The 14,887-nt window shown below is 68.5% G+C and carries 11 protein-coding genes; 4 read left to right on the forward strand and 7 right to left on the reverse strand.

The features are described 5' to 3' along the window. Positions 1-742 precede the first annotated feature (742 nt). The gene (locus EX88_RS0113285) at positions 743-2,071 is read left to right on the forward strand and encodes a DEAD/DEAH box helicase (RefSeq protein ID WP_031372480.1); all 1,329 of its coding nucleotides are present in this window, start codon (positions 743-745) and stop codon (positions 2,069-2,071) included. Positions 2,072-2,599: 528 nt separating this feature from the next. Further along, positions 2,600-3,070: an avidin/streptavidin family protein gene (locus tag EX88_RS0113295; protein WP_161786125.1), complete on the forward strand. Its 471-nt coding sequence runs from the start codon at positions 2,600-2,602 to the stop codon at positions 3,068-3,070. 136 nt (positions 3,071-3,206) lie between these two features. On the opposite strand, the gene EX88_RS0113300 is transcribed toward EX88_RS0113295, so the two are convergent. From EX88_RS0113300 to EX88_RS0113315, 4 genes are all read right to left on the reverse strand, one after another. Continuing rightward, entirely contained in the window at positions 3,207-4,841 is a 1,635-nt protein-coding gene (locus EX88_RS0113300) for a CHASE2 domain-containing protein (RefSeq protein ID WP_031372482.1), read from the reverse strand. Positions 4,842-4,861: 20 nt separating this feature from the next. After that, positions 4,862-6,562, reverse strand: a complete 1,701-nt coding sequence (locus tag EX88_RS0113305) for a FecR domain-containing protein (protein ID WP_081930955.1) — start codon at positions 6,560-6,562, stop codon at positions 4,862-4,864. Positions 6,563-7,052: 490 nt separating this feature from the next. Further along, the gene (locus tag EX88_RS0113310; RefSeq protein ID WP_051885089.1) at positions 7,053-8,909 is read right to left on the reverse strand and encodes a DUF885 domain-containing protein; all 1,857 of its coding nucleotides are present in this window, start codon (positions 8,907-8,909) and stop codon (positions 7,053-7,055) included. A gap of 133 nt (positions 8,910-9,042) precedes the next feature. Beyond that, a complete protein-coding gene (locus tag EX88_RS0113315; RefSeq protein WP_031372485.1) occupies positions 9,043-9,948 on the reverse strand; it encodes a TolB family protein in 906 nt (301 codons plus the stop codon). A 146-nt stretch (positions 9,949-10,094) separates the two neighbouring features. On the opposite strand from EX88_RS0113315, the gene EX88_RS0113320 reads away from it, so the two are divergent. Further along, positions 10,095-11,171, forward strand: a complete 1,077-nt coding sequence (locus tag EX88_RS0113320) for a sensor histidine kinase (protein WP_051885090.1) — start codon at positions 10,095-10,097, stop codon at positions 11,169-11,171. Further along, positions 11,168-11,938, forward strand: coding sequence for a LytR/AlgR family response regulator transcription factor (locus tag EX88_RS0113325; protein WP_031372487.1), 771 nt, complete (start codon positions 11,168-11,170; stop codon positions 11,936-11,938). Before EX88_RS0113320 ends, EX88_RS0113325 begins: the two co-directional genes overlap by 4 nt. Positions 11,939-11,963: 25 nt before the next feature. On the opposite strand, the gene EX88_RS0113330 is transcribed toward EX88_RS0113325, so the two are convergent. From EX88_RS0113330 to EX88_RS0113340, 3 genes are read right to left on the reverse strand one after another with little or no spacing between them, the layout of a single operon-like run. Beyond that, on the reverse strand, positions 11,964-12,788 hold the full coding sequence (locus tag EX88_RS0113330) for a queuosine precursor transporter (RefSeq protein WP_051885091.1): 825 nt from the start codon (positions 12,786-12,788) through the stop codon (positions 11,964-11,966). After that, positions 12,785-13,975 (reverse strand): PQQ-dependent sugar dehydrogenase, encoded by a 1,191-nt coding sequence (locus EX88_RS0113335; protein WP_152566261.1) that lies wholly within the window; start codon positions 13,973-13,975, stop codon positions 12,785-12,787. Before EX88_RS0113335 ends, EX88_RS0113330 begins: the two co-directional genes overlap by 4 nt. Then, positions 13,972-14,652 carry a DUF502 domain-containing protein gene (locus EX88_RS0113340; RefSeq protein ID WP_051885092.1) on the reverse strand — a complete coding sequence of 227 codons (681 nt, stop codon included), beginning with the start codon at positions 14,650-14,652 and terminating at the stop codon, positions 13,972-13,974. Before EX88_RS0113340 ends, EX88_RS0113335 begins: the two co-directional genes overlap by 4 nt. Positions 14,653-14,887: the final 235 nt, after the last annotated feature.

Consider the following 14,887-nt stretch of genomic DNA (forward strand, 5'->3'; position numbering starts at 1 on the left):
GCAGATCAAAATCTCGGCAACGGCAACGGCAACGGCAACGGCAACGGCAACGGCAAGGGCAAGGGCAAGGGCAAGGGCAAGGGCAAGGGCAAGGGCAACGGCGGGGGCGGGGGCAAGGGGCGTCGTGCTCTTGGGTAGGAGCGGCGCAAGCCGCGACCGCGTTGCCGCGGCCTCGCGGCGCCCCGATCACCGAATAGGGTGGGGCCGGCCACCCAGAAGACGGTCGCCAAGGTGCAACTTCGGGTTACCGATTCGGGAGAGCGCAACTCAAAATGGACTCTGGTCGCAGCCCCGACGGGGATCAACCGCAAGACCAAGCCGACCATCCCATCCCCAGCCCCGACCCAACCCCGGCCGCCCCGACCACCCCAAACCCACCCAGGACAAGGCCTCCGCCCCCCACCATATGACCGCCCGCTGACACCCACCGTGGAACCCAGCTGGCGGTTTCACGGGGTTTCGAGTAGAGTTCGCCCCGTTCAGCGCACGGCTGCCTCCCCGCAAGGGTACGTTTCCCAGGTTGCCTGTCGCCCCGCACCGAGTTCTCGGATTCGCCGGCGCGACTTTTTATCCCGCACGTCTTTCGTAGCGCAGACACGGCCCGGAGCATCCGGCGCCGTCAAATCAGATACTCGCAGCGCGGTTCAAGGGAACGCTGGGGTCATCACGCGATCGTCTCGATCGTGCGCCCGTTTCGACGGGCGCCGGGCGAGGCCGCATCGCGAACCACTGGAGTTCCAACATGACGTTTGAATCGCTTGGGCTTGCGCCCGCGTTGCTGCGCGCGCTTTCCGAACAGAACTACACCACCCCGACGCCGATCCAGAGCGAAGCGATCCCGCTCGCGCTGGCCGGCCACGACCTGCTCGGCGGCGCTCAAACCGGTACCGGCAAGACGGCGGCCTTCGGCCTGCCGCTGCTGCACCGCCTCGCCACCACCCAGGGCAACACCCAGCGCAAGCCGCGCGTGCTGATCCTCGCGCCGACGCGCGAATTGGCGCTGCAGGTCAGCGACAGCCTGCGCGGTTACGCCAAGTATCTGCGCCTCAACATCCACGCCATCTTCGGCGGCGCCGGCATGGGCCCGCAGCTCGATGCGCTGCGCCGCGGCGTCGACGTGCTCGTCGCCACCCCGGGCCGCCTGATCGACCACCTCGAGCGCGGCAGCGCCAAGCTCGACGGCGTCGAGATGCTGATCATGGACGAAGCCGACCGCATGCTCGACATGGGCTTCCTGCCGGCGATCAAGCGCATCCTCGGCCGCCTGCCGCAGTCGCGCCAGACGCTGTTGTTCTCGGCCACGTTCGAAACCCAGATCAAGCAGCTTGCGCTGGAGTTCATGCGTAATCCGCAGCAGGTGCAGATCGCCGCCAACAGCCTGGTCGCCGAAGCCATCACCCATCGCGTGCATCCGGTCGACGGCGGCCGCAAGCGCGATCTGCTGATCGACATCCTGGCCAAGCGTCCGAACGATCAGGTGATCGTGTTCGGCCGCACCAAGCACGGTTGCAACCGCCTGGCCGAGCAGTTGGAAGAAGCCGGCCTCAAGTCGGTCGCGATCCACGGCAACAAGAGCCAGGCCCAGCGCCAGAAAGCCCTGCGCGACTTCAAGGCGAACAAGGCCCGCGTGCTGGTCGCCACCGACGTCGCCGCGCGCGGTCTCGACATCCCGAGCCTGCCGCTGGTGATCAACTTCGATCTGCCGATGGTCGCCGAAGACTACGTGCACCGCATCGGCCGCACCGGCCGCAACGGCGCCACGGGCGAAGCGCTGTCGTTGGTTTCGCCGGACGAAGGCGGCCTGCTGCGCCAGATCCAGCGCATCCTCAAGGACGACATCGAGATGGTGACGGTGCCCGGCTACGAGCCGTCGCGTCCGATCCGCATGGGTTCGGATGCACCGGGCGCGCGCAGCCCGGGCGGCAACAACCGCGGCAACAACGGACCGCGCAAGCCGGCGCATCGTCCGCACGGCAAGCCGGCCCCGCGTCACGCGCATGCCGGTCCGAAGCAGCATCGCGGCGGCGCAGGCGCGCAGCCGGGCCAGCGTCGCGACCGCAACGCCGGTTGATCGATCCGCTTAGCGGGTTCGTCATCGATGAATCGAAAGGGCCGGCATTGCCGGCCCTTTTCGTTATGGGCGATGGCGAAGCCTCGCCGCAGTGCGTCGGCACCGATACGCACGCCGTCGATCCGCGACGCGCATCACGTTGTCCGGCTGATTTGCGCGTGCATACGCGCGATGAGTTTCGTCGTTCAGCCTCGCCGCGACGAAGCGTGTGCGCAGTCGCGGTTTGAGCGGTATGCGCGTTAGCGAGCGTAGTAGCAGCCCGCCGGTGGTTCGCGTTCGATGCGAGCGAAGCGGGCGTGCGATCGCGGTGGTCCGCCGGCCGTCTGGTTCGGCCGGGTCCAAGCAGCGGACACTTCGCCGGACATCGCGTCGAACATTCCGCACGGCAACGGCCGCCTGAGTGCGCCGCGATTGCATACGCGAACGCTTCGACGCCATCGCACTCGAAGATCGGCTCGGGATTCGTCGATGCGATTCGACATCGCTTGAAAATCGCGGCGCTCTCGCCGCCTTATGACAGGAGGCAACATGGAACGTGCAGGAGCAGTTCTCGTTCTTCTCGGCTTGTTCGCGGTCAGCGGCAGCGTGTCGGCGAAGAAACCGCAGAAGGAAGCAGCCGACGCGGCGGCAGCGGTGCGTTGCGGCAACCCGGTGGGTTCGTGGCGCAACCAGATGGGTTCGGAGATGAGGATCACCTCGTTCAACCCGAGCACCGGCGCGATCCAGGGCCAGTACCGCACCAACGGCGGCGCGCCCGGTTTCTATCCGCTGGTCGGTTGGGTCAATTCGGCGCCGCCGGCGCCGGGCGCGAACAATGCGGTCACCATCGCCTTCAGCGTGCGCTGGGGCCAGATCGGCAGCATCACCGCGTGGACCGGCACGTGCACCGATTCGGCCGCGGGTGCCGGCTTGCGCACGCTGTGGCATCTGTCGCGGCCGAACTCGCAGTTCGACTGGGACCATATCCTCGCAGGCGCCGACACCTTTACTTCGATGTAGTGGCGGCTCGCCGAAGTCGGTGGGTGTGGAAGGCAGGAGCAAATTCCCCAGCCCCCTCCCAAAGAGGGGGCGTGAGGATTGTCGTGTGTTGTCATCGCGATGACGACAGGCGTCGTCGGCTCGGATCCGGCGTCGCTCAGACTTCGCCGAACCGGGTCGCTTCGCGGCGGTCGCGGCCGTTTTCCTTGGCGCGGTACAACGCCGAATCGGCGCCGTCGAACAAGGTGCGCACGTGGGTGTGGACGCCCGGCACACAGGTGTACAGGCCGATGCTGAGGCTGACGCGCTGGTCGGCATGGCCTTCGCCGTAACGCGCGTCGAGCTTGCGCATGTCTTCCAGGATGCCATCGGCGACGCGGGCGGCGCCTTCGACGTGGGTGTCGGGCAGGATCACCGCGAACTCGTCGCCGCCGAAACGCGCGGCCAGGTCGCGCGGGCGGCGCGCGTGCGAAGCGATCAGCTCGGCGATCTGGCGCAGCAGTTTGTCGCCGGCGCGGTGGCCTTCGGAGTCGTTGTAAGCCTTGAAGAAGTCGACGTCGATCAGCGCCAGCGACAGCGGCGCGCGGGTGCGCCGGGCGCTGGCCAGTTCGCTTAGCAGCACATGATCGAAGCGGCGGCGGTTGCCGAGACGGGTCAGGGTGTCGAGATTGGCCTCGCGGCGCCAGTGGCGCAGGTGGGCGATCATCCACAGCAGATAGGCCAGCGCGATCATCGCGATGGTGGTCGCCGGCGCGAACCAGACATTGCCCAGGCGCAGCAGGGCGACGCTGCCGAACGCGGTCAGCAAGGCGGCCGCGCCGGTCACCAGCAGCGGGCGCTGGAAGCGCGGGTGCAGCATCAACAGCACCACCGCGAACAGCATGACCGCGGCGAGCAACGCTTGCCAGAGCGGCCGCATCGGCACGATGGTGCGATCGTGCAGCAGCATCTCGATGACGTTGGCCTGGTACTCGGCGCCGTCCATGCGCACCACGTCGGACATCGGCGTGAGATAGCTCGGGGCGAGGCCGCTGGCGGTTACGCCGACCACGACCCAGCGGCCGCGCAACAGTTCGGCCGGCACTTCGCCGTCGAGCACGTCCGAGTACGAGACCTGGCCGAAGGTGCCCGGCGGCCCGGCGAAGCGGATGCGCACGCGGTGATCGCGGGTCTGCTGATACGGCGAGCCCTGCTCGGACGCGGGACGGCGCAGCCCGGGCAGGGGATGCGGCACGACGTTCGGTTCCAACCCGATCAGGGCCAGGCCGAGCGCCGACCAGCGCGATTCGCCCAGGCCGGCCTGCAGATACATCTCGCGCGTGGTGCCTTCGGAATCGAGCTCGATGTCGGTGTGGCCGAGCGTGGTCGCCGCGGTCGCGATCAACGGGGTTGGCAGCACTTCCACCAGCGGCCCGTTCTGGCGCAGCGACGCGGTGGTCACCGGCAGGGCAACGCGGCCGACGCGGCGCATCGAGGCGGCCAGCGCGGCATCGTGGCCGTCGCCGGTGCGGTCGGGTTCGGCCAGCACCAGGTCGAGGGCGACGCCGCGCACGCCGGCGTAGCCGAGGCGGTCGAGCATCTGCGCGTGGATGTCCCGCGGCCACGGCCACTGCCCGAGTTCGTTGAGGCTGCGATCGTCGATGGCGACGATGACGACGTCGTCGTCGGGCGCATAGCCCCAGTTCGACAGGTGCAGGTCGTAGAACACGTCGTCCAGGCGCGAGGCCGCGCCGGTGACGGTCAACAGCGCGGCCAGGCCGGCGGCGAGCAGGGCCGCGCCGCCTCGTAACAACCTGGACCGGGCCGTTGGGGTCATAACGTCAGCAACAGCAACAAGGCGCCGGCGGCGCCCGCGCCATAGCAGATGCGGCAGGGCAGGCGGATTTGCTGCGGCGGGCCGTACGGCGCGGCGTAGCCGTCGTCCTCGATGGTCTGCACGCGGACGTGCCAGGTGCCGCCGCCGGGACGCTTGAGTTCGATCTGCGGCACGTCCACCACCTCGTCGAGCAGCAGCTTGGAGAAGTCCTGTTCGCGCGCGATCTGCACACGATAGCGCTGGCCCGGTTCGCCCTTCTGCCAGCGCAGGGTCAGCATACCCTTTGCCGCCTGCGGCGCTTCCAGGCCGGGATCGACCGGCGCATCGCTGATTTCAAACGGCAAGACGTTGCCGTAGCGGCCGGCATGACCCTTGCCGTCGCGCGAAGCCACGCGCCAGTAGTACTTGCCGGGCGCGAGCGACTCGGACGGGCGGAAACGCTGGCCGGCGACTTCGGTGTCGATCAGCGGCTGGCCGAACTGCTCGTCGGCGGCGACCTGCAGACGGGTGCGCTCGGCGCCTTCGGCGCGGGTCCACTCGAAGCGCGGACGCGGCAGGTTGAGGCGCTGCCCGTCGAGCGGGCTGATCGTCAGCGGCGGCGCCGGCTGATCGTTGACGGTGAAGACCTGGCTGCTGTCGCGGCCGCCGAGGCCGTTGGCGGCGACGGCGCGCACCTGCACGCGGTGGCGGCCTGCCGGCAGATCGTCGATGCGCTGGCGGGTCTCGCTGGTGCGGGCCTCGAACAGCAGCACTTCGGGGGCGTCGTCGCGCACCACTTCGACGCGATACGCGACCGCGCCTTCGACCGGCGACCAGGCGATGGTCGCGGGCAGTTGTTCGGGCGGCGCGGCGCTCAAGGCCGGCGCCGGCAGCAACTGTATCGGCGCCGACGGCGCGGCGCCGGCGGCGGCGACGGTGCCGAAGCCCGGGCGCACCATCACTTCGGTGCGCTGGCTGCCGACCGCGACCTTGCCTTCCAGCACTTCGGTCGCGTCGGGCGCGCCCTCGTCGCCGGCGCTGACCCGGAAGTGGGTGCCGCGCACGCTGGAGGTCGCCGAGGGCGTGTCGATGATGTAGCGCGAGGCCGGGCCCTTGGCCGGGATCACCCGGTTCGAGGTGCGGCCGCGCTGCAGGCGCATGCGCGTATCGACCATGCCGGTGCTGCCGTAGCTGCTGAGCTCGTCGAAGGAGATGCGGCTGTTGTCCTGGATCATCAGGCGCGAGCCGTCGGCGAATTCGAGCGTAGCGCTGGCGCCGGGGCCGGTCTCGACGCGGCTGCCGATGCCTATGCGCATGCCTTCGACGACCAGTGCGGCGGCGGCCTTCTCGGAAGTCAGCAGATTGACCGCGCCGCGCACGGCGATGACGCGCGCCTTGGCCGGTTCGATGCGCAGCCAGCCGACCGGGAACAACATGCGCGTGCCCGGCGGCAGGTGATAGGGGTCGGCGATGCGGTTGTGTTCCTGCAGGCGGCGCCAGTTGATGCCGTTCTTGAGGTGTTTGGCGCCGAGGTCCCAGAGGGTGTCGCCGGGACGCACGCGATAGCTCCAGTCCTGCGCCTGGGCCAGGCCGGCGCTGGCGAACAGCAGCACGAGCGACAACGCGGCGAAACGAAGGCGGATGAAAGCCAAGGCGGCAAGGCTGCGCGACGCGGCACGCGCGGCGGCGAAGGATTGGGGCGCTGGAATGTGGGACATCCGTATTCCGAGGCTGGGTGGGACAGCGGGCACCGTGGACGGCGAGGCACAACAACCGCTAATTATGCGGTGTCAGTCACACTTTTTCTGCTGTCGACCGGTTCGAACGCCGCTTCCGGTCCGACCGGAGGGCCGGCCCGGGCCGCCCTGCTTCGGTGCCTCCGTCCGGCCGCTCGGGGCCTGGACGAAGCCTGCAGGACATGCGGGCGAAGCCCGCAGGGGCTCGGCTCATGAGGGCGGGACAGGGGTTCGGCAGGCAGTGCGATCCAGGTGGGCCGGTCCTCATCCTGCCCGAAAGGCGGCCCACGGGGGAAGCCGGCAATGGCCCGCGCAGATGAACAGAAACCCAGTGAGTCAGAAAGCACATTAGTGCGAGGCGGCGTCGTTGCCCGCGTGACTCAGGTGGCCGGCGATGCCGGCCTCCCGTCGTGGCGGGAGGCCGGGCCGCGGGTCCGGCAGCTCCGGACCCGCTTCGTTCGCCCTTGCTTGTTCAACCTTGTTTCGATTGGATCCAGCGATCGATCTTGCGGTCGAGCACGTCCAGCGGCACCGAGCCGTCCTTCAGCACTTCGGCGTGGAACTCGCGGATGTCGAAGCGCGTGCCGAGCCGGCTTTGCGCGCGCTTGCGCAGCTCCATGATCTTGAGCTCGCCGATCTTGTAGGCCAGGGCCTGGCCGGGAATGGCCATGTAGCGTTCGGCTTCGGCGGTGGACTGGGTTTCGCTCTCGGCCGAGTTGTCGAGCATGTAGGCGATCACCTGCTCGCGGGTCCAGCCCTTGCTGTGCAGGCCGGTGTCGACGACCAGGCGGATCGCGCGCCACAACTCGTTCTGCAGATAGCCGAAGTAGTCGTAAGGCGTGGCGTACACGCCGAGTTCCTTGCCGAGCGATTCGGCGTACAGGCCCCAGCCTTCGCTGAAGGCGGTTTCGCCGCCGAAGCGGCGGAACTTCGGCAGGCCGGTCAGTTCCTGCTGCAAGGCGAGCTGGAAGTGATGGCCGGGGATGGCTTCGTGCAGGTACAGGTCTTCGGCGTCCCAGGTCTTGCGGGTCGGCAGGTCGTAGGTGTTGACGTAGAAGATGCCCGGACGCGTGCCGTCCTCGCTCGGACGCATATAGGAACCGCCGGCGGCGGACTGGGCGCGGAAGGCCTCGACCGGACGGATTTCGAACGGCGCCTTCGGCGTCAGCGAGAACAACTGCGGAATCTTCTTGTCGATGCGCGCTTCCAGGCCGCGGTAGTGGGCGAGCAGGGCAGGCTCGTCCTTGAAGGTGAAACGCGGGTCGGTCTGCATGAACTTGAAGAAGTCCTGCAGCGAACCCTGGAACTTCACCTCGCCGCGGATCTTGCCGATCTCGCCGTGGATGCGCGCGACTTCGTCCAGGCCGATCTGATGGATTTCGGCGGGGGTCATCGTGGTGGTGGTGGAACGGCGCGCATTGAACGCGTACCAGGCCTCGCCGCCGGGCAGGGCGCCGAGCCCGGCGCTGTCGCGCGCATGCGGCAGGTAATCGTTGGCGATGTACTCGCGCAGGCGCCGGTAGGCCGGCATCAGCTCGGTCTGGATCATCTGCCGGTAGTCCGCGCTCAGGCGCGTCTTGTCGGCCTCGGAAATGCCGGCCGGCCAGTCCGTCACCGGCTTCCAGAACAAGGTCGCGGTGGGGTCGTCCTTGATCAGCGCATCCAACTGCGGCAGCACCTTCGTCATCAGCGCTTTCGGCTGGACCACGCCGCGCTTGACGCCTTCGCGGCTGTTGGCGATGAGCTGGTCGAACACCGCCGGCACCTTCGCCGCGCGCTTGCGCCAGTTGTCGTAGTCGGCGGCGGTCTTGAACGGTTGCGAGCCGGTACCGGAACCGAGCTGGGCGATGCTGGCGGCGAAGTTGTAGAACTGGTTGACCGGCTGCAGCCAGGACGGATGCCGGTCCGATTCCAGGTTGATCTTCATTTCGCGCACGAAGATCTCGTAGCTCAGCAAGTCCTGGTCGGACAGCCCCTGCGAGCCGACCGATTCGATGGTCTTGAGCCAGCGTTCGGAGAATTCGTGCGACTGCTTGCGGAACTCGGCGCTGAGGAAGTTCGGCAGTTGGTCGTTGTAGCGCGGGTCGCCCTGGGCGGTGGCGCGCAGGGGGTTGAGCTTGAGATTCTCTTCCCAGTACTGCTCGTACAGGCGGTTGAGTTTCTCGCCTTTGGTCTGCACGGTGACCTTGCGCGGCGTGGATGCGGCCGGATCGGTGGCTGCGGCTGCTGCGGCCACCGGCAGGGCGAGGCACAGCGCCGCGGCGAGCGCGACGGACAAAGCGAGGCGGACCGGGCGCGGGCCCGGACGGCGGAACGGAAGCGGGGTCATGTCTTGGCCGATGCGGACGGACGGACCCGCAGGCTCTCGCGCATGCCCGGCGGGGGCATGAGCCGAAGGTCATGCGCGAGCGCGATGGCGCTCGCACAGCCTGGCTTGCGCCCCGCCGGTTGCCGCCGCGCTTTCAATCCTCCAGATCGGGCAATTGCAGGCGGGTGTAATAGAAATCGCTGGGGCGGCCGATGTCGCGCGCATAGAACAGCAGGCCGCGGTCCCACAGCACGGTCGGATGGAATTCGTCCCAGACCGTGTTGACGCAGGGGCCGAGGTTCTTGGCGGTGCCGAAGCGGCCGTCCTTGAGCCGGGCCGCGTGCAGGTCGCCGTAGCCGTAGCCCAGGTCGGGCAGCGGGTCGTTGGGGAAATCCAGGCGGGTGAACAACAGGATGCGGCCGTCGGGAGAGATCTCCGGATTGAACTCCCAGCGCTCGGCGGTGTTGACGCCGCCTTCGACCTTGCGCGCCGGCGCGTAGTCGCCGTTGCGCAGGCGTTCGCTGCGGTAGATGTCGAACTCGCCGTCGCGATCGCTGGCGAAGTACACGTGGCCGTGCCGGTCGGTGCTCGGGTACAGCTCGTCGCCGGCGCTGTTGACCGCGGCGCCGAGGTGGCGCGGTTCGCCCCAGCCGCGCAAGCCGCGCTTGGCGATCCACAGGTCCATCTTCGCCGCCACGCCGTCGGGCCTCGGCCGCTCCGACGAGAACACCAGATAACGCCCGTCCGGCGACAGCGCCGGGTCCATGTCGCTGTGCACGCCGGAGAATGGCGCGGCCTGCGGTGCGCTCCAGCCCGAGGGCCGCCATTGCGAAGTCATGACGGTCGCGCGCTCGCGCGTGCCCGGCCACCAGCCCTTGCTGGTCGACCAATAGGCGCGCTGGCGGCTCGGAGTAAAGCTCAGGCGCCATTCCCACTGTGGCGTCGAGATGACGCCGTCGGCGAATTTGCGTACCGGCGGGCAGGCGTCGGCGGCCGCGGCCGGCAGGGCGACGGCGGCGAGAGCGGCGAGGGCGATCGAAAGACGCGAAAGACGGCGCATGGCGGCGATTCACGAAAGGGAGGTGGCCGCAGCCTGCGCGGGCGCGACGGCGCTCGGAGTCGGGCCGGGACGAATCGGCCGGATCGCGGGACGAACCCCGCGCCGGCGATTGCAAGCGCCGCGGCGCGGGTCCAGCATCGTCTTCCATGCGCAATCGACTGCCGCTGCTGGTGTTGCTGGTGCTGGGCTGGTGGACCCTCAACGGCTTCGTCTGGGTCGGCCAGGTCGTGACCATGCACCAAGCCGCCGGGCAACCGGCCGATTGGCCGAACACCCTGCGCCAGCACCTCGCCAGCGCCTGGCTGTGGGTGCCGATCACCCTGGGGCTGTTCGCCTGGGTCGGGCGTCATCCGATCGAACGCGGCCGGGCGATGTCGGCGCTGGCGATGCAAGGCCTCGCGGTCGTCGTGGTGATCCTGCTGCGCGCCGCGACGGTGGCCGCGCTCAACGGCTGGATCGGCTGGTACGAACGCCTGCCGTCGGTGGGCGAGTTGCTCGCCGCGAGCGTGCTCAACAACCTGCTGACGAGTTGGCTGATCGTCGGCGTGGCGCATGCGCTGGTCTATGCCGAACGCGCGCGCCGCCGCGAACGCCAGGCGATGGAGCTCGAAGCGCGGCTGGCGCGGGCGCGGCTCGATGCGCTGTCGGCGCAGCTCAATCCGCATTTCCTGTTCAATGCGCTCAATTCGATCGCCGAGATGGTGCATCGCGATCCCGACGGCGCCGACCGCATGCTGGTCGACCTCGGCGCGCTGCTGCGCCACAGCCTCGACCGCTCGCATCGCCAGGAAATCGCCTTGCGCGACGAACTGGTCGCGCTGGATCACTACATCGGCATCGAGAAGATCCGCCTCGGCGAACGCCTGCGCGTGCATTGGGCGATCGACTCGGCCCTGCTCGACGCGCAGGTGCCGCAGTTGCTGTTGCAGCCCTTGGTCGAAAACGCGATCCACCATGCGGTGGCGATGCGGACCACGCCCGGCGAAGTGTCGGTGCGCGCCGAGCGCCGCGAGGATTGCCTGATCCTCGAAGTCAGCGACGACGGCGGCGCCGGCGAGGCGGTGCACGGTGCCGGCATCGGCCTGCGCAACACCCGCGCGCGCCTGCAAGGCTTGTACGGCGACGATCACCGCTTCGACATCGGCGCTCGCATCGACGGCGGCACCTGCGTGCGCCTGCAATTGCCGTATCGGCGCTGGCAGCCGCTGGAGGCCGCGGCATGAGCCTGCTCGCGACGGCACCGCTGCGCGCGGTGGTGGTCGACGACGAGGCGATGTCGCGCGCGCGCCTGTGCCGCTTGCTGGGCCTGGAGGCGGATGTGGAAGTGATCGCCGAATGCGCCGACGGCGACAGCGCGGTCGCGGCTTTGCGCCGGCTGCCGGCCGACGTGGTGTTTCTCGACATCCGCCTGCCCGATCTCAACGGCTTCGGCGTGCTGCAGGCCTTGCCGGCGGCGCGACGGCCGCAGGTGGTGTTCGTGACCGCGCATGCCGAGCACGCCCTGCGTGCCTTCGATGCCGATGCGGTCGACTACCTGCTCAAGCCCTATTCCGCCGAGCGCCTCGGCGCGGCGCTGGCGCGGGTGCGGCGCGCACGCGCGGCGCAGGCGGAGCGTCCGTTGCGCGCGGCGGCGAGCGGCGAGGGCGCGCGCGAAGGCTATCCGCAGCGCCTGGCGGTGCCGGTGGGCGCGCGTCTGCGCCTGCTGCCGGTCGAAGAGGTCGAATGCGTGATCGCCCAGAGCAACTACGTCGAGCTGCACGCCGGCGGCCAGGCCTATCTGCTGCGCGAGACCTTGAACGGCATCGAGGCGCGGCTGGACCCGCGCCGCTTCGTGCGCATCCATCGTTCGCGCATCGTCCATCTGCAGGCGGTGCGCGACATCGAACAGCTCGATGGCGGCCGTTATCTGCTGCGCTTGGTCAACGGCCAGCGCCTGGGCAGCGGCGCCAGCTATCGCGAGCGGATACGCGAGGCCATGGGGCTGGGCTAAGCCATGCGTACCCGTGCCGCGGCGATCAGTCCGCCGCCGCCTCGTCGCGCAATTGGCGGGCGCGGGCCTCGCCGAGATAGCGGTGAATCCACATGCGCAGCAGATAGATCAGCGGGATCATCGCGAACGCGGCCAGCATCTTGTAGACGTAGTTGACCGAACCGATGGCGAGGAACTGCGGGATCGGCCAATGCTGCGGGCCGAGCACGAAGGCGATATACAGCACGACGAAGCTGTCGACCAACTGCGAGACCGCGGTCGAGCCGGTCGCGCGCAGCCAGATATGTTTCTCGCCGGTGACGCTGCGGATGCGGTGGAACACACCGACGTCGATCAACTGGCCGATCATGAAGGCGATCAGCGAGCCGCCGATGCTCCACAGGCCCTGGCCGAAGATCGCCGCGAACGCGGCCTGGTAGTCCGGCACGCCCTGGGCCTGCGCCGCCTGCACCCACCACGCCGCCGGCGCCAGCGCGATCGCGGCGAAGGCGAACACGAAGCCGTAGGCGATCAACAGGGCCGCGAGCCAGGAGATCAGGCGCACGCCGCGGCGGCCGAAGAACTCGTTGATGACGTCGGTCATCAGGAACACCACCGGCCACAGCAGGGTGCCGGCGGTGAAGTTCAGCGAGCCGGTCTGGCCGAACAGATTCCATTGCAGCGGGGCGATGCCGAGGGTGTCCTCGAGGGCGAAGATCTTGACCCCGATGAACTCGGCCAACGCCGCGTTGACGCAGAAAAACGCCGACAGGACGATGAACAGACGCAGCGCGCGGTCCTGCAGGGTGCGGGTGCCTTCGCCGCCGGCGCTCGCGATCGCGGCGGCGGTCTCTATCCCGGATGCGCTCATCGCTTGGGCCTCACGTAATAGATCACGCCGCTCTTGTCGTCGCTGAAGAAGAAACTGTCGCGGCCCGTGCGCAGCACGTCGCAGGGGCGGCCGTGCACCTTGCCCTTGGCGAGGAAACCGTTGACCAACTCGCCGCCGCTGCGGCCGTCGGCGCCGACCCGGACGATGCGGTAGCCGTGATCGAGGCGGAGCTTGCTGCCGCCGTGCAGGGCGACCAGGTATTCGTTCTGCAGCATGGCGCCGTCGGCGGACGGGAACCAGGTCAGGCCCAGCGCCGAGGCGTGCGAAGGGAAGGACGCGAACGGCTTGGGCACCTGCATGCAACCGGGTTTGCGCGGAAACTTCGGATCGGTGTGGGCGCGGCCCTTGCTGTGATAGCAGAACGGCCAGCCGTAGTCGGCGCCGTCGCGCAGCGCGAACATCGTCTCGTCGGGTTTCTGGTCGCCGAGATGGTCGGCGCCCTGGTTGGTCGCATACAGCTGGCCGTCGCGGAACAGCAGCCCGACCGCGTTGCGCAGGCCCTGCGCGTAGATGCGGCGGCCGCTGCCGTCGGGGTTCATCTGCAGCACCGCGGCGCGCACGTCTTCTTTCTCGATGCAGGCATTGCAACTGCTGCCGACCGAGACGTAGAGCTTGCCGTCGCCGAAGGCGAGGGTGCGGGTCAGGTGCCAACCGCCGTACTTGTAGCTCAGGCCGTAGTCGGGGAAGGTCGCCAGGGTTTCGGGTTCGGAGGAAGGCTTGAGGTCGCCGTTGCGGTAGCGGTAGCGCAGCAACTTGTCGGTGTTGGCGAGGTACAGCCAGGACTGGCCCTGGGCATCGGTGTGGAAGGCGACGCTGTTGGGATTGCGTTGCTTGTCGAGATACACCGAGACCTTGCCGAACCGCGCGCGCTGCTCGTCCCAATCGTCGAGGGCGTAGACGCGCCCGCGGCGGTTGTCGCTGAGGTCGTGCATATCGGTGACGAACAAGCGTCCGTCCGGGCTGCGGGCGAAGAAGCGCACGCGCTTGAGGCCTTGCACCGCCGGGACGATCTCGAGCTCGGCCGGCAGGTTGAGAGTGAAACTGCGGCCGTCGTCGAGCGCGACGCGATGCGGCGTCAGCGCCGCAGGTGCGGCGACGGCGGCGCTGGCGAGGCCGGTGCAGGCGAGCAGGGCCGCGGCCAGGCGCAGCAAGTGGCGTGGCTTCATGCTTGCGGCTCCTGCGGGTTCGGCGCGGCCGGCGACGGCACCGAGAACGGAATCGACTCCGGCGAGACCGCGCCGCCGGAGATGATGAAGCTCATCGCCTGGTCGACGGTCCAGTCGGTCGGGGTGATTTTTTCCACCGGCACGATCTCCAGATAGCCCGAGGTCGGGTTCGGCGTGGTCGGCACATACACCGCGGCCAGTTCGCGGCCGGTGCCTTGTTCGCGCATGACCCGGGTGACGAAGCCGATCGACTTCATCTCGTTGTGCGGGAAGTCGATCAGCACCACGCGCTGAGTGCCGTCGGGCTTGGTCTGCAGGATGTCGAGCAACTGCCGCGCGCTGCCGTAGATGGTGCTGGCCAACGGAATGCGCTTGATCAGCGACTCGAACCAGCGCAGCACGGTCTGGCCGATCACGCGTCGGGTCATTACCCCCGACAGCAGGATCACCCCGAGCGTGGCGATCAGGCCGATCGCGGTCTGTACCCACGGGTCGTTCAACCAGCCCAGCGTGTGCGGGTAGCCGAGGGCGAGGTTGTTGAGCAGCGGACCGATCAAGGGACGGCTGGTGTCCGACAACAGTACGAACACGAACTTGACCACGACCCAGGTCAGCCAGATCGGCAGCAGGGTCAACAGGCCGGTGAGAAACAGGCGTTGCAGGTTGGACATGCGCATGGCGCGGATTGTAGGCGACGGCGGCGGCGAACACGCGGCATGCGCCGACGCTGGCTGCGCGGGTCGTCATTGCCAGCGCTGGTTCAAAAGCAAATCCCCCCTAGCCCCCCTTTTGCAAAGGGGGGACGGTATGCCTCCGGTGATTCGTCCGTCCGAAAAGTCACCCGTTCGAAAATTAACCCCTCGAAAGTTCGCCCCCTTTGCAAAGGGGGCGGCGCCCGACGCCGTTCGAGGT

The organism is Lysobacter antibioticus (genome assembly GCF_000731095.1).
In the GTDB taxonomy this organism is placed as follows: domain Bacteria; phylum Pseudomonadota; class Gammaproteobacteria; order Xanthomonadales; family Xanthomonadaceae; genus Lysobacter; species Lysobacter antibioticus_B.

Bases quoted from the DNA above. Each gene is read 5' to 3' on its own strand.
- EX88_RS0113335 (WP_152566261.1), bottom strand. From the start codon at position 13,975: ATGAAGCCACGCCACTTGCTGCGCCTGGCCGCGGCCCTGCTCGCCTGC.
- EX88_RS0113310 (WP_051885089.1), bottom strand. From the start codon at position 8,909: ATGACCCCGCTTCCGTTCCGCCGTCCGGGCCCGCGCCCGGTCCGCCTC.
- EX88_RS0113285 (WP_031372480.1), top strand. From the start codon at position 743: ATGACGTTTGAATCGCTTGGGCTTGCGCCCGCGTTGCTGCGCGCGCTT.
- EX88_RS0113330 (WP_051885091.1), bottom strand. From the start codon at position 12,788: ATGAGCGCATCCGGGATAGAGACCGCCGCCGCGATCGCGAGCGCCGGC.
- EX88_RS0113305 (WP_081930955.1), bottom strand. From the start codon at position 6,562: ATGTCCCACATTCCAGCGCCCCAATCCTTCGCCGCCGCGCGTGCCGCG.
- EX88_RS0113325 (WP_031372487.1), top strand. From the start codon at position 11,168: ATGAGCCTGCTCGCGACGGCACCGCTGCGCGCGGTGGTGGTCGACGAC.
- EX88_RS0113340 (WP_051885092.1), bottom strand. From the start codon at position 14,652: ATGCGCATGTCCAACCTGCAACGCCTGTTTCTCACCGGCCTGTTGACC.
- EX88_RS0113295 (WP_161786125.1), top strand. From the start codon at position 2,600: ATGGAACGTGCAGGAGCAGTTCTCGTTCTTCTCGGCTTGTTCGCGGTC.
- EX88_RS0113315 (WP_031372485.1), bottom strand. From the start codon at position 9,948: ATGCGCCGTCTTTCGCGTCTTTCGATCGCCCTCGCCGCTCTCGCCGCC.
- EX88_RS0113320 (WP_051885090.1), top strand. From the start codon at position 10,095: ATGCGCAATCGACTGCCGCTGCTGGTGTTGCTGGTGCTGGGCTGGTGG.